Source organism: Maribellus maritimus (genome assembly GCF_022267315.1).
Taxonomy (GTDB): domain Bacteria; phylum Bacteroidota; class Bacteroidia; order Bacteroidales; family Prolixibacteraceae; genus Draconibacterium; species Draconibacterium maritimum.
The window spans coordinates 1-17,823 of sequence record NZ_JAIKLE010000049.1; the positions used below are offsets into that span (position 1 = coordinate 1).

Genomic DNA, 17,823 nt, shown 5'->3' on the forward strand with positions numbered 1-17,823 from the left:
AAACACCGAGCTTCGAACTGGCTCATTCCCGTTATCAAAACTATTTTTTAAAAATCAATAATCAAAATAAACTCCACTTTAATAGGGGAATTCTGGCCAACGAACTTGAAATTCCATATGCAACCATTGCACTCAGTACCGATTATGATTGCTGGAAAACCGATGAAGCTCCGGTTACCTGGGAAGAAGTACTAAAAGTATTTAACCAGAATGTAAAAAATGTAATCAGCTTAATCACCAAAACAATTTCATCGTTTCAGCCATTATAAAATAGCTTTCAGATACTGCTACTTTTTATAGCAAAACATGCTGCTGAACATAAAATTATATAATAATTTGGCATAAATGTTGCTTGTTTAAAAATACTGTTTTGAAGCTATGAATTTCATTAACCGTTCAGTTAGTTCTATATAATTCAGCCATCACGCTTCGTTGGCTAAATTCCCAGCGGTATCAGAGAGATACCGCTTTTTCTTTTATATAAGTAGGTAATATGAATTTCAGATTCTATCTTTAAATCAAATTTGAACCAACTAAAACATGAACAAATCAGCGTACTTAATCTTTTTTCTTTTTACAGCCTTTGTTCTCGGGTGTAATCCCGAAAAGCAGGAAAAACCTAACATTATTTTCGTTTTTGCCGATCAATGGCGTGCACAGGATTTAGGTTACATGGGAAATACCATTGTAAAAACACCAAGCATAGACCGGCTGGCAGAGGAAAGCGTAGTATTTAAAAATGCCGTTTCGGGCTGCCCGGTTTGTTGCCCTTACCGCGCAAGTCTGTTAACCGGGCAATATCCCCTTACAAACGGCGTATTTTACAACGACAAACCACTTAATCCGGAAGCAAACACCATTGCAAAAATCTATAAAAAAGCGGGGTACGAAACCGGGTACATTGGCAAATGGCATTTAAACGGCCACGAACCGGGAGAAGAAACTTTTGAAGCCCGTTTAAAATTTATACCTAAAGAAAGAAGGCAGGGATTTGATTTCTGGCAGGTGTTGGAATGTACGCACGACTACAACAATTCATTTTATTATGAAGATTCGCCCGAGCAATTAAAATGGGAGGGCTACGATGCCATTGCTCAAACAAAATCTGCCATTGAATATATCAAAGAAAAATCAAAAGGAGAGAAACCATTTTTGCTCATGCTTTCATGGGGACCACCACACGCACCTTACCAAACTGCTCCGGAGAAATACCGGCAAATGTATTCTCCCGAAGATATTGATATTCGCCCCAATGTCCCTGAAGAACTCCGGGAAAAAGCGAAAAACGAGATTGCCGGATATTATGCACACATGACAGCACTTGACGATTGTTTAAAAGATCTACTTGTCGAAACGGAAAACAGCGGTATCAAAGAAAATACCATTTTTATTTTTACTTCTGACCATGGAGATATGCTTTATTCACATGGCAACGTAAAAAAACAGCAGCCATGGGATGAATCGCTGATGGTTCCATTTCTACTGAGATATCCTAAAAAATTTGGCGACGGACAGAAGGTAATTGAAGCACCGGTAAACACGCCCGATATCTTACCTACTTTACTTGGATTGTCTGGTATTGAAATACCGGAAACAGTAGAAGGAAAGGATTATTCAAAAGTAATTTCAGGTGAGGAGAAAGCAGAAAGCGAATCAGTACTTATTCAATGTCCTGTTCCTTTTCATCAGTGGAATTATGCCAGAGGGGGAAGAGAATACCGGGGTGTTCGAACGGAACAGTTTACCTATGTTCGCGATTTAAATGGCCCATGGTTATTGTACGACAACATTTTAGACCCCTATCAAATGAATAACCTGCTGGGTTTGGATGAATACAAATTTATTGAGTCGGATTTGGATGAACAATTACAGGACTGGCTTACAAAAACAAACGACCAGTTTTTACCCGGAAATGAGTATATGAAAAAATGGAATTACTACTGGGACAGAAATGACAGCATACAGACACAATAAAAAAAGTCACTCAAATTAAAAACTATTGAATGACTTTTAATAAAAAATGAGATATCTTAAGCGTGCATAAAAACCGGTTTTGTTTCTTTTGCCAGTGCCAATAATCTCTTTGTTTCATTATCTGTTATTGGCACATATCCATTCATAAATTCCAATGCTTTCAAAAACAATGTATTTTTACCGGGAGGCACTGCAGCGGTTATATTTTTTGAAAGAGTATACTTTAACGCCATTCTCATTACTTCTTCATCCTGAATGGGCTTATACCAAACATTCTTAAATACTTTTTCCTCCCCTTCACCCAATCGGGTCAATGCCATTGCTTTTAAAGCCAATATTCCCATGCCACGTTTTTCTGCTTCTTCAAAAACCTGAGGACCAAAGTTTCCGGCATTCCAGCAGGCAAAATTTATCGGAAATAAAATTGAATCAAAATCAAAATTTTTCATTGCCAGCATTGCAGCATCTACCGAGTGAGCAGAAAAACCAAGATGTTTTACTTTTCCCTCTTTTTTGGCTTTCACAAATGTCTCCATCGCACCATTTGCACCAAATACCTGCTCCACTTCTTCAACTGAACTTAACGCATGCAATTGATACAAATCAAAATGATCCGTTTCCAGTTTTCGCAACGAATCTTCCAATTCATTTTGCGCTCCCTTTGCTGTTCTATCGTGAGTTTTGCAGGCCAAAAAACAATTTTTGCGATAAGGTTTCAATGCCGGCCCCAGGCGTTCCTGTGCAGTTCCGTAACCCGGAGCGACATCATAATAGTTCACTCCCAATTCGTAAGCTTTTGCCACAAGCTCATTGGCAAAATCCTGTGGGTTATCGTTCAGCATTATTCCACCAAAACCAATGACCGAAAGTTTCTCTCCTGTTTTTCCCAATACCCGTTTTGGTAATTCATATGAGGCGGAAAAGTTTTTCCCAAAACTCCGGATTGCAGGAATAGTTAACGCCAAACTTCCAAGAGCGCTGTTTCTTATAAATTTTCTTCGTTTCATTTTAGATGATTCTTTAGGTTTATCAATGTTGATTTCCACTAAGTTAGCAAAATTCTTATTAAATCTGAAACTGTCATTAAACAGTGAAATATGTCAGCAGATACAATTACAAAAAAGCCGGAATATCTTCCGGCTCTGCAAACTTTCCCTATCCTTCATATTTAAAGGACACTTTTAGTTTTGTTCGGTAATACTTAATTTTTCCTTCATGAATATGCATATCCATTTGTACCACTTCTGCAATTCTAAGGTCGCGTAAAGATTCGGAAGCCAGTGCTATCGCGTTCTGTGCTGCCTTTTCCCACGATTCAGAACTACTTCCGACCAATTCAATTACTTTATAAACACTGTCTGTCATAAGATTTAATTTTAAGATGAATAATTCAAAAAATAACCGGGATTTCAATTTCTGCTATTGTGCTCTTTTACGATTGTTTTATTTGAGGGTTTGGAAAGAAGGGATATTTTTAAAAATAGCTTAATTTTGTTCGTTTAAACAGAAAAAAATGGACTTTCGGGAATTGGTTAATCTACGGCAAAGCGTTCGGAAATACAGCGACAAGCCTGTTGAAAAACAAAAAATAGAACAATTGATTGAGGCAGTACACATCGCTCCCTCGGCATGTAACTCGCAACCATGGAAGCTAATTATTGTTGACAATCCGGAGCTCAAGAATAAAGTAGCCAAAGCCACATTCAGTAAAGCCATTTCATTTAATAAGTTTACAGTTGAGGCGCCGGTTATAGCTGTTTTGGTAATTGAAAAAGCAAAATTGATTGCTCAACTTGGAGGGAAAGTAAAAAATCAGGAATACGCACAATACGATATCGGTATCGCTGCCGACCATTTTTGCTTGCAAGCCGCAGAACTGGAATTGGGAACCTGCATTTTGGGTTGGTTCGACGAAAAGAAAATCAAAAAACTACTCAACATCCCCAAAAAAAGAAAAGTAGGGTTGGTAATTACTTTGGGATACCCGCCTAAAGACTACAAACTGCGCAAAAAAATCCGCAAACCTGTTGAGCAGATTTGCGGGTTCAATACCTATTGATTATTTATCAGGCGAGGAACTGTTTTAAATAATTCCGGGCAGTAAGTATGGCACTTTGAATATCTTCCTCAGATCCTTCAAAAGCTTTGTCTTCTACCTCTATACAAACCGGGCCGCGATATTTTACAGAGGTAAGTGCCGAGAAAAAGCCCCGCCAGTCTACATCTCCCAAACCCGGTATTTTTGGAGAATGATAATCAAGCGGGTAGGCCATTATTCCAACTTCGTTTAATTTATCACGAAATACTTTTACATCTTTTAAATGAATGTGGAAAAGCTTGTCACTAAAATCGTAAATGGGTTTTACCTCGTCCATTTGCATCCAAACCAAATGCGAAGGATCGTAATTCAACCCAAAATTGGGGCTCGGAATTATTTCAAACATTTTTTTCCAAATGGCTGGAGTAGTTGCCAGGTTTTTACCTCCGGGCCATTCATCGCGGGTAAACAACATCGGGCAGTTTTCGATTCCTACTTTTACATGGTTCTCTTCCGCTACCTTAATTACTGCCGGCCACACTTCTGCAAACTTATCCAGATTTTCCTCTACACTTTTCTGCGGATCGCGGCCAACAAATGTATTCACAACCGGAATACCCAATTTAGCCGCAGTGCAAATTACCTTTTTAATGTGTTCAATATAAACATCAGCCTGGTTTTTATCAGCATCCAGTGGATTGGGATAGTAGCCCAAGCCAGAAATATAAACGTTATTCTTTTCCAAAACTGACTTTATTTCCGCTGCTTTTTCATCGTCAGTGTCATCAACATTTATGTGTGTAACACCAGCATAACGGCGTTCTGCTTTCCCTTTTGGCCAACACATAATTTCCACACATTTAAATTGATTGTGAGAGGCAAATTCTATTACTTCTTCAAAACTTCTTTCAGCAAGAATGGCGCTAACAAATCCTAAATCTAACATATTTTAAAAGGTTTACTGGTTTAAAAATCTGATTCTAAAATTACAGCTTTTGCTCAGATCTGTAAAACAAATCCTATTTTTGATAAAATGTTTTGAATCACAATCATCCCCAGATGAGAACAATCAAACACCAAAATACCTGACAATTGGTCTATTCAGATTTATCTTCAAAAACCCAGATCCCTGAATCAGGATTTTTTTCCATAAAAGTATCTCTGGCAAGAACAGCTTCTCTTTCAGTTGGATAAGCAGCGATTGCAACAATAAAAAAGTTTCCTCTTTTTCCCAGAAGAAATGGCTCATAGCCTTCAGCATCAAATTGTTCCATAAATTTATCCACGTTTTCCTGTTCTTTGAAACTCCCGCCAACCAGGTAAAATTTTGACTCGCCTGTATCGGCAACCTCGGTAGGAACGCTCTCTGTTAATGATGAATCCACTGAATCCACCAGTTTTTCTTGTGTTGAATCTTTTACAGCGGTATCCAACGGCGGCACACTTTCCTCCAATTGCGAAGTATTTTCAGCTGTGTCTTCCTGAAGAACAATTTTATAGGATTTATCAGGGAAAAGTTTATCCTTGCTAAGGTAGAGTCCGGCTCCGATCAACGGAACAAAAATCAACAAAAACCACAACCAGCTTCGCTTTTTTCGTTTTTCTTCCGGCTGATCTTCCAAAACCAATTCCTCTTCTGCTTCCGGCTCAGCCTCCTCAATCTTTTCCTTTTCTATTGTCTCATCTACCTTTTGATCTTGGGCAACAGTTTCAACATCCGGAGGATTCTGGTCTGTCGCTTCTTCTCTATTTTCTGCGAATTCATTTTCATCCGATTCATCAGGCTCCGTAAAAGTCGATTCTATTTCTTTTTCTTCAACTTCTTCTCCGGCAATAACTGGGTCGACTGTTTTTTCATCTTCCGTTTCCGACTCATCAATCGATTCTTCGTCATCACTCCCTACTATTTTATTTTGTTCCGAAACATCAGATTCAACTTTCCTCTCTTCTTCCTCCTGAATTTCAGCAGTTTCAGAAGCATACACTATTTCAGCTTCTTCTTCCTCTTCAAAAAATATCGATTCCAAACCAAATGAATCCAACAGCAGATTTTCGTGAATAGCGGCTTCAAAATCTATCTCATCCCGTTCATTTCTCAAAAGATATCCAATTTCCTCAAGAACTATCTTTTCACCTTTATCCAGCTGGTAAATAATATTTTCGCGCTCTTTTTCAATTATTCGAAGGGCATCGAAATGCGAAACCGACTGTTTTTTTGAGACATAACCAACCAGCAAACCGTCGTTATTCCTAACATTCTGATTAAAAACTATTTCCTTCGACGGAGGAACAATTTCACCGGTCTCCCTGTTAATCTCTGCTGGTTTATAATTCGAAATAAACGCCCCGAAACCAGGAATGATAACCGTTTCATTATCAAGTAAAAGTTCGTACAAAAAAGGTCCTAAATTCACTTCTATTTGTTTTGGATTGTAAAATTATACAAAACATTTCAGTTGAAATTAAAAAAGCAAAATTAAGTTTCTATAAACCTCCTTTCTTCCCCATAAAATTTGCCTCAAGAGTGTAATTTATTTCCTATTTTTGTTCTTCAAATATTTTACAAATGGCACAAAAAATTTTAGTTACCGGCGGCACCGGTTATATCGGCTCACACACAGTTGTTGAACTCCAAAATGCAGGTTTCGAGGTCATTATTGTTGATGATCTTTCAAATTCGGGAATTGATGTTTTAGATAATATCGAAAAAATTACAGGTAAAAAACCTCAATTTGAAGAGTTTAATCTTGCAGACACTCAAAAAACCGACGATTTTTTTAATAAAAATCAAAATATCGATGCAATTATCCATTTTGCAGCATCAAAAGCAGTTGGGGAGTCGGTACAAATCCCGTTACACTATTACAGAAACAATTTGGTATCGCTGATTAATATTCTGGATTGCCAGTTAAAATATAAGATTCCAAATATTGTTTTTTCATCGTCGTGTACGGTTTACGGACAGCCCGATGTCTTACCGGTAACAGAGCAAACACCAAGAAAAGATGCTGAATCGCCATACGGAAATACCAAACGGGTAAATGAAGATATTTTACGCGATTCGATTGCCGCCTATCCGCAGCTAAAAGGTATTGCGTTGCGCTATTTTAACCCAATTGGTGCTCACCCGTCGGCATTAATTGGTGAACTTCCTTTGGGAGTTCCTCAAAACCTTGTGCCGTTTATCACGCAGTCGGCAGCCGGGCTTCGCGATGAACTGAAAGTCTTTGGCTACGATTACGATACAACTGACGGCTCAGCTGTTCGCGACTACATCAATATTGTTGACCTCGCAAAAGCGCATGTTGTAGCTATTGAACGTTTATTAAAAGAAAAAAACAAAGCCAATTATGAGGTTTTCAATCTTGGAACAGGTGAAGGATTATCAGTTCTTCAGGTAGTAAAAGGTTTTGAAAAAGCAACAGGAATAAAGCTGAATTATAAAATTGTCGACCGCCGTGCCGGGGACGTAGAAAAAATTTGGGCCGATACTACTTACGCAAATGATGAACTTGGCTGGAAGGCAGAAAAAGGCTTGGAAGAAACACTACTTTCGGCCTGGAACTGGGAAAAACGAGTACGGGGAATCAAATAAACATTTTTAAAATACAAGTATTTAGCATAAATTAGGTGAGGTTTCTCCGTTTTGGAAAAACCTCTTATTTTATTTGGCTATTTTTAAATAAATTTAAATACCCTTTACGAATGAAAAATATACTAGTCACCGGCGGTGCCGGATTTATCGGGTCACATGTTGTTCGCTTGTTTGTGGAAAAATATCCGGAGTATAAAATTACTAATCTCGACAAGTTAACATATGCCGGAAACCTTGCCAATTTGAAAGACATAGAAGACAAACCAAATTACCAGTTTGTAAAAGGCGACATTGTTGACGGAGATTTTATCCTTAAATTATTTGAAGAAAAACAGTTTGACGGTGTAATTCATCTGGCTGCTGAGTCGCATGTCGACCGATCTATATCGAATCCTACCGAGTTTGTTTTTACGAATGTAATTGGAACAGTAAACCTGCTAAATGCAGCCAAGCAAATTTGGAAGGACAATTCTTCAGACAAAAAATTCTATCATATTTCTACCGACGAAGTCTACGGTTCTTTGGGTGAAGAGGGTATGTTCACTGAAGAAACCCGTTATGATCCACACAGTCCGTATTCTGCATCAAAAGCAAGCTCTGATCATTTTGTTCGCGCCTACAATGACACTTTTGGTATTCCGGCAGTAATTTCAAACTGTTCAAATAATTACGGCTCCTACCAGTTTCCCGAAAAGCTTATTCCGCTTTTTATCAATAACATTAAAAATAAAAAACCGCTTCCGGTATACGGGAAAGGCGAAAATGTGCGCGACTGGCTTTGGGTAGTTGATCATGCCCGGGCAATCGATGTGATTTTTCACAAGGGAAAAATCGGCGAAACCTACAATATTGGAGGTTTTAATGAATGGAAAAATATCGACCTTATCCGTGTTATGTGCCGTGTTATGGATAAAAAACTGGGACGAGACAAAGGTGAATCAGAAAAACTTATAACCTTTGTAAAAGACCGCGCCGGACACGATTTGCGCTACGCAATTGATGCTACGAAAATTAAAAACGAACTGGGATGGGAACCCTCGCTTCAGTTTGAAGAGGGCATTGAAAAAACCATCGATTGGTATCTGAAAAACGTCGACTGGATGAAAAATGTAACATCAGGCGACTACCAGAAATATTACGAAGACCAGTATTCCAAAAGATAACTGAACAAATATTTGAAATAAAAAAAGAGAGCCATCTGCTGTATCTCTTTTTTTATTCCTGTATTTCCGCTTGAATTTTAGAAAGTTCTTTTTAATTTGTCGTAAGGTATAAAAAAGAATAAAATGAAAAGGCGAAACTTTTTTAAAACCGCAGCAGTAAGCAGCTCTGTTATAGCAGTAAGCGGTTTTGCAGGCTGTCAACCGGAAAAACAGATAAAAGAGGCAGAAAGAAATTTTACTCCCTTTGATTTCAACGAAATAACCATAGATGACCTTCAGAAAAAGATGGCTTCAGGAGAACTGTCTTCTATGGAAATTTGTCAAAAATATCTCGATCGAATTAACGAAATTGATCCGATTCTTAAGTCGATAATTGAGCTGAACCCGGATGCACTGGAAATAGCAACTCAACTCGACGAAGAACGAAAAAACGGAACTGTTCGCGGGCCCTTGCATGGAATACCAATCGTAATCAAAGACAACATTGACACCGCCGACAAAATGCAAACAACAGCAGGTTCGCTTGCTTTGGAAGGGAATATTGCTGAAAGAGATGCCTTTATAGTTAAAAAGCTGAGAGAAGCCGGGGCCGTTTTACTGGGAAAAACCAACCTCAGTGAGTGGGCAAATTTCCGCTCCTCCAACTCATCAAGTGGCTGGAGCGGTAAAGGCGGACAAGTACGAAATCCGTATTGTCTTGACCGAAGTCCCTGTGGTTCGAGTTCGGGAACCGGTGCAGCCATTTCCGGCAACCTGTGTGCAATTGGTATTGGCACAGAAACCAACGGGTCAATCGTTTGTCCTTCCGGAATTAACGGAATCGTTGGAATAAAACCAACACTGGGAATGTGGAGCAGGAACGGAATTATTCCTATTGCACATAGTCAGGACACAGCGGGGCCAATGACCCGCACAGTAAAAGATGCTGCCACTTTGTTGGGAGCATTGGCGGAATTTGATTCCGAAGACGCAGAAAATCACTTGGGGAAAGGTGAAATATTTTCCGACTACACGCAATTTCTGGACAAAAACGGATTACAGGGAGCAAGAATTGGAGTTGCCACCAACATGATGGGTTTTAACAAAAATGTAGATGAAATTATAAAACAAGTGTATCGCACCCTCCAGGAAAACGGCGCGGAAGTCGTGGAGTTTGAATTTGAAAACAGCCGGAAAACGGGACGCCCCTCTTACCAGGTACTTTTATACGAGTTTAAAGCTGATTTGAATAAGTACCTGCAAGGTCATTCAAATGCGAAACCAAAAAGTTTAGCCGATTTAATAAAATTCAATTCGGAAAATGCAGCGAAAGAGATGCCTTGGTTTGAACAGGAAATTTTTGAGGAAGCTGAAAAAAAGGGAGATTTGAATGAAAAAGAGTACCTCGATGCTTTGGAGGAATCAAAAAGTCTGGCAGGCAAAGAAGGGATTGATGCTGAGTTAAAAAAACACAGCCTGGATGCAATCGTTGCGCCAACAAATGGGCCAAGCTGGACCATAGACTGGGTAAACGGTGATCATTTTGGAGGGGGAAGTTCGTCACCGGCAGCAATATCCGGCTATCCAAATATTACTGTCCCCGCAGGATACGTACATGGTTTACCAATTGGAGTATCATTTTTTGCCGAAGCCTGGAGTGAACCCAAACTACTTAAACTGGCGTACGCATTTGAGCAGGCTACAAAACACAGGAAAGCTCCGGAATTTATAAAATCGCTGACATAAAATTTCTGAGATAACTAAAATAACCGGTTTTCCCAATTACAGAAATCCGGATTTCTTCCTGTTTACTCGTTGAAATAACAGACGCTCATTATCTTTGCAAAAAATTTAGTGATGAAAGAAAGCCTTTTCGGAAAAACATTAATTGAATTACAGGAACTTGTAGTTGAGTTGGGATTGCCCAAATTTACGGGAAAACAAATCGCTGACTGGCTTTACAAAAAGGAAATTTTATCGATTGATGAGATGACGAATCTTTCAAAAAACGCCCGCAAGATATTAAACGAGAAATACGAATTCGGACTGATTTCGCCTACAAAAATTCAGGCAAGTACCGACGGAACAAAAAAATACCTCTTCCCCACCATTCAAAATAAATTTGTTGAGACAGCAATGATCCCTGAACGCGATAGAAAAACCGTTTGTGTCAGTTCGCAGGTGGGCTGCAAAATGGGATGTCTGTTTTGCTTTACCGCCAAACAAGGTTTCCAGGGACAGTTATCTGCAGGCGAAATTGTAAATCAGATAAAAAGCATTGAAGAAGCAGGAGAGGTAACAAACATTGTTTACATGGGAATGGGTGAACCTTTTGATAACCTGGAGGAAGTTTTAAAAAGTATTGAAATCCTGACTTCTGAATGGGGATTTGCCATGAGTCCGCGCCGGATAACGGTTTCAACCATCGGAATCATTCCCGGAATGCTTACTTTTCTTGAAAAAAGTGATGCGCACCTTGCCGTAAGTTTACACACCCCCTTTAACCAGGAGCGTCAAAATCTAATGCCGGTCCAGGTTGCCTACCCGATTGAAGAAGTTGTTTCTGAAATTAAACGATGGGATTTTGGCCGACAACGTCGTGTTTCTTTTGAATATATTGTTTTCGAAAATCTGAATGACTCTCCCGGGCATGTAAAAGAGTTGGCAAAATTGCTCGATGGATTAAAATGCAGAATCAACCTGATTCGTTTTCACCCGGTTCCAGGAACACCCTTAAAAAGTCCTTCAGACAAAGTAATGCAGGAATTTAAAGATGCACTCAACCAAAAAGGAATTCTGACCACTGTTCGTGCTTCTCGTGGACAGGATATTTATGCTGCATGCGGATTACTTTCTACCAAAGAATTGGTGAAAAATCAATAATATCTTGACTTTCCACGGTACAACACAATTTAAAACAAAATAATCTCATCAATAGAAAAAGGCAAATTATATCTTTTTTGAAATGCAGTATCAAGAGAAAAATCCATAGTATATTTTACCACCCCTTTGTAATCTTCAATTCCTTTTTCTACTTTATTGGTCTTCAAGTAAGTATCGTTCACTTTTGTGGCAATCTTGTCAACCTTCTCATTTCTCAAAGTCATCCAGTGTTCTCTAATCTCCTGATAATCTTCCCGAACTCCACCATCCAACTTTTTCACAATTTCAGAAAAACCATCCAATCGGAATCCCTGGTTTATGAAATACCTCAATAGAGCCAGGTTTCCCGAGTATTGTAATTCTTTAGAGCTACTTTGCGAGCAAACCATCCAGGCGTAAAAATTGGCTTCCGCTTCACTTGTAACCCCAAATTGATGGGCTTTTTCGTGTGCCAAAACAAATGGATATTCTACCGGTAAAACTTTACTGTTCACATGAACTTCGCTAAAAAACGGTCCGAAATACCCGGAAATCCCGGCTTTACCAAAAAAATTACTGAGAGTGATCTTTTTTGCCTTTCGTTTTCCTGCAGGGTATTTTAGTTTCAGGGCCGGAGATAAGTTCTTAAATGATTCTTCAACCAAACTATCGATTTCGGGTATATTAAAACTTTCAAAATTTGAATATGATTTGTTGGTTTGGTTAACCAGGTTTTCAAAAACGACCAAAAAATATTCGGTGTTTACTTTTTGTTCGTTAATATTCAACCTTGTATTCAAATCAGTGCGAAAATAATTAAATCCCCAAAAAACGTAAAACAAAATAAAAACCAACGCAAAAACATTTAAAACAATTTTTCCGGCTTTTACCAGTCGTATCTTTTTAAAAACTAAAAGAACGATTAATACAAAAACCAACAAAATCAACAGAAAGTAAAACAAATCGTCGAGAGAAAACGGGAAAAACCAACTAAAAAAGGAAATAAAAGATGCCAAATGAGGATAAATACCCTGAGAATAAGCAAATTCTGTAAAATCAGGCAACCCGGCTAATATTCGAGTTACTGCAAAAACCACAATTGCCAGTACGGGTAAAATCCAACTTTTCATTTTTTGTTTTGTTCTTTTCATTCACGCAGCTAAAAATACCTTATGATAATGAATTCAACAAACTGTTGCCTGATTTGTCGTTTTTAAAAAGAAAAATATAATTGTTTGCCTTACTTATTTTTGTGTATAATTACCAAATAAAATAATCACAGATGCGGATTTCTTTTGTTTTGCTCTTTTTATTTCTGAGTTACAGTGCTTACAGTCAGAGCCGAAGTACCAAGGAATGGATAAATTTTGGCAGTAGTCACATCAGCAAATGGATTCAGGTAGCTCCGGGGAAACTGGGTCCCAACGCCTTACCGGTTCCGGAAATGGATTATGCTGAAATTGGAACTCAGTCGGTATTTGAAGCGGGAATTCATTCGCATTTTATGAAAGGCGACACGGCGGTAAATTCTTATCTTGCTTTTCAATGGACCGTTGTTCCTGAAAAAGTGGCTTTCAAATTGTGGGGCTTTCCCACGGAAACCTTCCGAATGAATAATGAAATACGCGACGAAAGACAAATTTTCTATGACGACAAAGGCTGGCAAACAAGTGGCGGAGACCTGTGGATTAGTACTTTTATTCAGCTAATGAAAAACCGCGGTAACTGGCCTGATTTAGTTTTGAATTATTCGATGAAAACCACCACCGGCTCAATTCTGCACGCGCGTTACACTGATGGCATGGCTCACTATTTTTACCTCTCGCTGGGAAAAAGCTTTTTCCTTTATAATTCGTTTTTTGATGAAATAAGACTTGCCGGTATGGGTGGCTTTTACGAATGGCAAACCAACAAAGTAGAGATGGCACAGGACGAAGGGCCGTTGTTTGAGGCAGGTATTAAAGTCAAACATAACAACTTTGTATTGGCCAACGAAATTGGCGGTTATTTCGCTTACGGAGCCTATCATTTTATGGGAGTAAAAGGATATAATAATCCAATAATTTACAGATTGAAATTAATAAAAGAAGGGAAAAAAATAGACTGGAAGCTGGAATACAAAACCGGTTGGCAGGACTACAACTATACAACATTTAAAATTGAGGTCGCTTATCACTTTACCATTTAAACGTGCAAAATAGTTTATTTCCAAAAAAATCAAATTATTAAGTTTTTTATGAATGAGAAACTTTTAATCAAATGTTTTTCTATACTTGTAACAAGAATAATTTTTAAATATCGGTCTTATGTTTAAAAAGCCTGCCTTTTTTACTTCTCTTTTCTTTTTTTTGATGTTCACAACTGCAACCAGCCAGGAGAATATGGAAAAAACCAAAAAGATTCATGAAAATGCACTAACTGTAGATACTCATTGTGATACTCCGATGGCTCTGCTGGGAGAAGATTTTGATGTTGGTCGAAAAAACAAAGCTCCTCAAAGCCGGGTCGACTTTCCGCGAATGAAAGACGGCGGATTGGATGCGATATTTTTTGCGGCTTTTACCAGTCAGCGGGAACGTACCTCTGAAAATACAGAAGCTGCTTATAAAAGAGCCCACGAAATGATTGATTCCACTTACGCTGTATGTAAACGATACAATAATCTTGCGAAAGTTGCGATAAACTCAAACGATGCAAAACGGATTGAGGAAACGGGAAAACGCGCTATTTATATTGGAATGGAAAACGGATTTCCAATTGGAACCGATATCAAAAGGGTTAAAGAATTCTACGACCGAGGGGTCAGATATATTACACTCAGTCACTCGTCAAATAACGACATCTGTGACTCTTCAACCGACAAGGGGGGACCGGAACACAATGGATTAAGCCAATTTGGAGAAAAGGTGGTGAAAGAAATGAACAAACTTGGCATGATGATAGACGTGTCGCATATTTCAGACAAAGCATTCTATGACGTTATTGAACAAAGCAAAGTTCCTGTTATTGCTTCACATTCGAGTGTTCGCAGCATTGCACACCATCCGCGCAATATGACTGACGATATGATTAAAGCGCTGGCAAAAAACGGAGGTGTTATTCAGATTTGCCTGCTTGATGACTATATCAAAGACCCGGACACAACCACGATCCGCTATCAAAAAGCAAAAGAAATCAGAAAAATATTTAATACCACCTACAACACAATGAATAAAACCGAACAGGATGAGGTAAGAAAACAGTGGCGTGAACTGGGAGAAAAATATCCAAAAAAATTACCAACTGTTGCTGATTGTGTTGACCATATCGACTATGTAAAAAACCTGGTAGGAATTGACTACGTAGGAATTGGAAGTGATTTTGACGGCGGAGGCGGACTGGCTGATTGCCAGGATGTGAGCCAAATGCCAAATATAACGGCAGAAATGATAAAACGTGGTTACACAGAGGAAGAAATTCAAAAAGTTTGGGGAGGAAATTTTTTCCGTGTTTTTGCTGAAGTTGAAAAACATGCCAACTAAATTCTTAAATAAGCAAAAGACAAAATCCTTTAACAACTTTTATTGATCTTAAACAAGGTTTTACAGATTATAACTTTTGTTGTCATCAATTAACCACTGGCCTTAAATATTTAACGCTTATTAAAACATTAAATTTCAAAACATTACCAATTTAGTAAGATGAAAATTAATACTAAATCTTACTGAATCATGAAACAAAAATCTACCTTACTTCTAATCGGATTGTTTTTTTTTATTAGTCATAGTTTTGCCCAGGAATCGCTAAAAATTGGTCATATTAATTACACCGAAATTGTAATGAAAATGCCGGAAATGGATAGTATCCGGAAAATTCTTAACAAAGAGGCTGAAGAAATAGAAAATGTTTACAATGAACTAATTGAAGAACATGAAAAGAATGTTCAGAAATATGAAGTTGAACAAGAATCTTATTCTGAATTTTTAAAAAATACAAAACAAAAAGAGTTGATTGAAGCTGCCGGTAAAATTCAGGAATTTAATCAGGAGGCCAAACAGCAATTACAAAAGCGAAATATGGAATTGATGCAGCCGGTTTATAGTAAATTAAATGATGCAATCACACGGGTAGCCACCAGAAATAATTTTACGTATATCCTGGATTTGAGCAGCGGTTCGGTTGTTTTCCATTCTGCAAACAGCCAAAATATCAATCCATTGGTCTTGGATGAATTAAAATAAACTTTGTTTAATTGTTGTTCCGTCTCCTTTTAGTTTTAAGTTATGATTTCATCTGGTGAAAAATTCTTTTAAGAGAATTTCAATCGAGGAAAATCAGTTTACTTTCATTTTTTTTAGTTTTGTTGCTTTTAATGCAATACTAATGAATCAAAATGAACAACAACTTTTTGAAAGGTTTAAAAATAATGATGAAGTAGCATTCAAAGTTATTTACCATAACTATTTTCCAAGGTTGTACTATTTCATTTTTGAATTTATTCCATTAAAAGATTTAGCGGAAAATATTGTACACGACACTTTTGTTACGCTTTGGAACAAAAGGGATGAACTTAGAGACGATACAAATCTTGCTTCCTACTTATTTTCTGTTGCAAAAAACAACTGTTTATACAGGTTACGCGACAGCAGGTATAAACAGAAACTATTTTCAAGTTCGCTTGATATTGACGAATTGCAGTTGAATGCAGAGGCACTGTCTGTAATCGATACATCAACCTTTGCTTTTCAGGAAATCGAACAAATTATTGAAAAGACACTTGAAGGATTATCCCCACAGTGCAGAAAGGTGTTTGAGCTTAGTCGTTTCAAAGAAATGAAGAACAGGGAAATTGCTGAAAAACTAGATATTTCTGTTAAAACAGTGGAAGGACATATTACCAAAGTTCTGAAAATATTTAAAGAAACATTAAAGGATTATTTGCCGCTGGTGGCTTATCTCTTCATGACTTAAGTTCAACAGTTTACGTTTCCCTCTCCAAATTTTTAAAAAAATAACTGGATTCAAAGCAAGGGTAAATACCCTTTTGTGCAATAACTATATAGAATCTGATATGAAAAACGCCAAAGACATAGTAAACCTGGTGTCGGGAGATATAAGTCCTGAAGAAAAAAAGAAAGTGCTTTCCGAAGTTAAAACCAATGAGGAAGGAAAGGAATTATTTTTCAAAATGAAAGCGGCATGGGCGGTTTTATCATCGACAAAAACATTGCCCGATTACGATATTGAAAAGTCGTATATGGATTTGAAAAAACAACTGGAAGGGAAAAAGATTTCATTTTATTCCCGGATTAAACCTGTATTGAAATACGCAGCCATTTTTATTATACTTACAGGTTTTGCAATATTTTGGTATTTAAATAAACATCAACAATACGGATTAAGCGAGGAATTTAAATATACTTCTGTTGTAGCAGAAAAAGGTCAGATTTCAAAAATAATATTACCCGATAGTTCAATAGTTTGGTTAAATTCCGGCACAACACTATCTTATAACAATGGCTATTCAGTTAACAACCGCGATTTATTCTTAAACGGGCAAGCCTATCTTAGTGTAAAAAAAGATCGGAACAATCCGTTGATAGTAGCCTGCAATGACTTAAGAGTTAAAGTCCTTGGAACAAAATTCGATGTAAGTGCATATCCTGGCGACGATAAGATAAACGTTGTGCTGGAATCAGGAAGTATTGAGCTTCTTCAGGCTGGGAATGACGAATTTAAATATCTGCTTAAGCCGGGAGAAATGGCTCAATATAATGCCCGGTTAAAAAAGATTATAATTAAGAATGTTGAAACGATAGATTTTACCAACTGGAAAGAGGGATACCTCATATTTAAGGACACGCCAATGGCCGATGTGATTGAACGCCTGGAACGTAAATTTAATATTGAAGTTACCGTTAAAAATAAAGAGGTGTATAAATCTATTTTCAATGCCAGTTTCAAGGATGAGAAATTGAAAGAAATACTCGATTATATTGAATATTCCTGCCCTATAAAATACAAATTGCGAAAAGGAGATAATGTGAATAAACCAATAGTAGAGTTATATACTCAAACGAACTAAATTTAAACTATTTTGCCTATGAAAATCTGAATGGATGAATGTAAAAAGGAGATGCTGGTAACACCTCCTTCGAAAATCTTAATGTGCCTTTCGTCGCAAACTTCCGGCACAAAATTAATTTGAATTATTTACTCAAATCATTACAAAT

At 37.7% G+C, this 17,823-nt stretch carries 17 protein-coding genes; 12 read left to right on the forward strand and 5 right to left on the reverse strand.

The window, feature by feature from the left end:
* Both K5G00_RS25935 and K5G00_RS25940 read left to right on the forward strand, forming a co-directional pair.
* Positions 1-269, forward strand: a 269-nt coding sequence (locus K5G00_RS25935; RefSeq protein ID WP_238769420.1) for a nucleoside phosphorylase-I family protein, incomplete at its 5' end; no start/stop codon positions are given.
* A 271-nt stretch (positions 270-540) separates the two neighbouring features.
* Positions 541-1,974 (forward strand): sulfatase family protein, encoded by a 1,434-nt coding sequence (locus K5G00_RS25940; RefSeq protein WP_238769421.1) that lies wholly within the window; start codon positions 541-543, stop codon positions 1,972-1,974.
* A 56-nt stretch (positions 1,975-2,030) separates the two neighbouring features.
* On the opposite strand, the gene K5G00_RS25945 is transcribed toward K5G00_RS25940, so the two are convergent.
* Together K5G00_RS25945 and K5G00_RS25950 are read right to left on the reverse strand one after the other, a co-directional pair.
* Positions 2,031-2,981, reverse strand: a complete 951-nt coding sequence (locus K5G00_RS25945; protein WP_238769422.1) for an aldo/keto reductase — start codon at positions 2,979-2,981, stop codon at positions 2,031-2,033.
* Positions 2,982-3,129: 148 nt separating this feature from the next.
* Positions 3,130-3,339, reverse strand: a complete 210-nt coding sequence (locus K5G00_RS25950) for a dodecin family protein (protein ID WP_158866771.1) — start codon at positions 3,337-3,339, stop codon at positions 3,130-3,132.
* A 148-nt stretch (positions 3,340-3,487) separates the two neighbouring features.
* On the opposite strand from K5G00_RS25950, the gene K5G00_RS25955 reads away from it, so the two are divergent.
* Complete coding sequence (locus K5G00_RS25955; RefSeq protein ID WP_238769423.1) at positions 3,488-4,033, forward strand: nitroreductase family protein; 546 nt, start codon at positions 3,488-3,490, stop codon at positions 4,031-4,033.
* A 7-nt stretch (positions 4,034-4,040) separates the two neighbouring features.
* Here the strand turns inward: K5G00_RS25955 and K5G00_RS25960 are convergent, their stop codons facing one another.
* Complete coding sequence (locus tag K5G00_RS25960; protein ID WP_238769424.1) at positions 4,041-4,958, reverse strand: sugar phosphate isomerase/epimerase family protein; 918 nt, start codon at positions 4,956-4,958, stop codon at positions 4,041-4,043.
* Between the two features lie 151 nt (positions 4,959-5,109).
* Positions 5,110-6,426: an HU domain-containing protein gene (locus K5G00_RS25965; RefSeq protein WP_238769425.1), complete on the reverse strand. Its 1,317-nt coding sequence runs from the start codon at positions 6,424-6,426 to the stop codon at positions 5,110-5,112.
* Positions 6,427-6,578: 152 nt separating this feature from the next.
* Here K5G00_RS25965 and galE point away from each other — a divergent pair, with 152 nt between their 5' ends.
* From galE to rlmN, 4 genes are all read left to right on the forward strand, one after another.
* The gene (gene galE, locus K5G00_RS25970; RefSeq protein ID WP_238769426.1) at positions 6,579-7,607 is read left to right on the forward strand and encodes a UDP-glucose 4-epimerase GalE; all 1,029 of its coding nucleotides are present in this window, start codon (positions 6,579-6,581) and stop codon (positions 7,605-7,607) included.
* A 110-nt stretch (positions 7,608-7,717) separates the two neighbouring features.
* On the forward strand, positions 7,718-8,770 hold the full coding sequence (gene rfbB / locus K5G00_RS25975) for a dTDP-glucose 4,6-dehydratase (protein ID WP_238769427.1): 1,053 nt from the start codon (positions 7,718-7,720) through the stop codon (positions 8,768-8,770).
* 123 nt (positions 8,771-8,893) lie between these two features.
* Positions 8,894-10,495 (forward strand): amidase, encoded by a 1,602-nt coding sequence (locus K5G00_RS25980; RefSeq protein ID WP_238769428.1) that lies wholly within the window; start codon positions 8,894-8,896, stop codon positions 10,493-10,495.
* Positions 10,496-10,606: 111 nt separating this feature from the next.
* Positions 10,607-11,632, forward strand: a complete 1,026-nt coding sequence (gene rlmN / locus K5G00_RS25985; protein WP_238769429.1) for a 23S rRNA (adenine(2503)-C(2))-methyltransferase RlmN — start codon at positions 10,607-10,609, stop codon at positions 11,630-11,632.
* Positions 11,633-11,661: 29 nt separating this feature from the next.
* Here rlmN and K5G00_RS25990 read toward each other — a convergent pair whose 3' ends face one another.
* Positions 11,662-12,741, reverse strand: coding sequence for a DUF3810 domain-containing protein (locus K5G00_RS25990; RefSeq protein ID WP_238769430.1), 1,080 nt, complete (start codon positions 12,739-12,741; stop codon positions 11,662-11,664).
* A gap of 152 nt (positions 12,742-12,893) precedes the next feature.
* Here K5G00_RS25990 and K5G00_RS25995 point away from each other — a divergent pair, with 152 nt between their 5' ends.
* From K5G00_RS25995 to K5G00_RS26015, 5 genes are all read left to right on the forward strand, one after another.
* Positions 12,894-13,799 carry a hypothetical protein gene (locus K5G00_RS25995; RefSeq protein WP_238769431.1) on the forward strand — a complete coding sequence of 302 codons (906 nt, stop codon included), beginning with the start codon at positions 12,894-12,896 and terminating at the stop codon, positions 13,797-13,799.
* A 118-nt stretch (positions 13,800-13,917) separates the two neighbouring features.
* On the forward strand, positions 13,918-15,132 hold the full coding sequence (locus K5G00_RS26000; protein WP_238769432.1) for a dipeptidase: 1,215 nt from the start codon (positions 13,918-13,920) through the stop codon (positions 15,130-15,132).
* A 189-nt stretch (positions 15,133-15,321) separates the two neighbouring features.
* A complete protein-coding gene (locus tag K5G00_RS26005) occupies positions 15,322-15,831 on the forward strand; it encodes an OmpH family outer membrane protein (RefSeq protein ID WP_238769433.1) in 510 nt (169 codons plus the stop codon).
* A 142-nt stretch (positions 15,832-15,973) separates the two neighbouring features.
* Positions 15,974-16,561: an RNA polymerase sigma-70 factor gene (locus tag K5G00_RS26010; RefSeq protein ID WP_238769434.1), complete on the forward strand. Its 588-nt coding sequence runs from the start codon at positions 15,974-15,976 to the stop codon at positions 16,559-16,561.
* Between the two features lie 100 nt (positions 16,562-16,661).
* Positions 16,662-17,675: a FecR family protein gene (locus tag K5G00_RS26015; protein WP_238769435.1), complete on the forward strand. Its 1,014-nt coding sequence runs from the start codon at positions 16,662-16,664 to the stop codon at positions 17,673-17,675.
* Positions 17,676-17,823 lie beyond the last annotated feature (148 nt).

What these genes read in the sequence shown, in the direction of transcription:
- K5G00_RS25940 (WP_238769421.1), top strand. Translation starts at nt 541, where the DNA reads ATGAACAAATCAGCGTACTTAATCTTTTTTCTTTTTACAGCCTTTGTT.
- K5G00_RS25945 (WP_238769422.1), bottom strand. Translation starts at nt 2,981, where the DNA reads ATGAAACGAAGAAAATTTATAAGAAACAGCGCTCTTGGAAGTTTGGCG.
- K5G00_RS25950 (WP_158866771.1), bottom strand. Translation starts at nt 3,339, where the DNA reads ATGACAGACAGTGTTTATAAAGTAATTGAATTGGTCGGAAGTAGTTCT.
- K5G00_RS25955 (WP_238769423.1), top strand. Translation starts at nt 3,488, where the DNA reads ATGGACTTTCGGGAATTGGTTAATCTACGGCAAAGCGTTCGGAAATAC.
- K5G00_RS25960 (WP_238769424.1), bottom strand. Translation starts at nt 4,958, where the DNA reads ATGTTAGATTTAGGATTTGTTAGCGCCATTCTTGCTGAAAGAAGTTTT.
- galE (WP_238769426.1), top strand. Translation starts at nt 6,579, where the DNA reads ATGGCACAAAAAATTTTAGTTACCGGCGGCACCGGTTATATCGGCTCA.
- rfbB (WP_238769427.1), top strand. Translation starts at nt 7,718, where the DNA reads ATGAAAAATATACTAGTCACCGGCGGTGCCGGATTTATCGGGTCACAT.
- K5G00_RS25980 (WP_238769428.1), top strand. Translation starts at nt 8,894, where the DNA reads ATGAAAAGGCGAAACTTTTTTAAAACCGCAGCAGTAAGCAGCTCTGTT.
- rlmN (WP_238769429.1), top strand. Translation starts at nt 10,607, where the DNA reads ATGAAAGAAAGCCTTTTCGGAAAAACATTAATTGAATTACAGGAACTT.
- K5G00_RS25990 (WP_238769430.1), bottom strand. Translation starts at nt 12,741, where the DNA reads ATGAAAAGTTGGATTTTACCCGTACTGGCAATTGTGGTTTTTGCAGTA.
- K5G00_RS25995 (WP_238769431.1), top strand. Translation starts at nt 12,894, where the DNA reads ATGCGGATTTCTTTTGTTTTGCTCTTTTTATTTCTGAGTTACAGTGCT.
- K5G00_RS26000 (WP_238769432.1), top strand. Translation starts at nt 13,918, where the DNA reads ATGTTTAAAAAGCCTGCCTTTTTTACTTCTCTTTTCTTTTTTTTGATG.
- K5G00_RS26005 (WP_238769433.1), top strand. Translation starts at nt 15,322, where the DNA reads ATGAAACAAAAATCTACCTTACTTCTAATCGGATTGTTTTTTTTTATT.
- K5G00_RS26010 (WP_238769434.1), top strand. Translation starts at nt 15,974, where the DNA reads ATGAATCAAAATGAACAACAACTTTTTGAAAGGTTTAAAAATAATGAT.
- K5G00_RS26015 (WP_238769435.1), top strand. Translation starts at nt 16,662, where the DNA reads ATGAAAAACGCCAAAGACATAGTAAACCTGGTGTCGGGAGATATAAGT.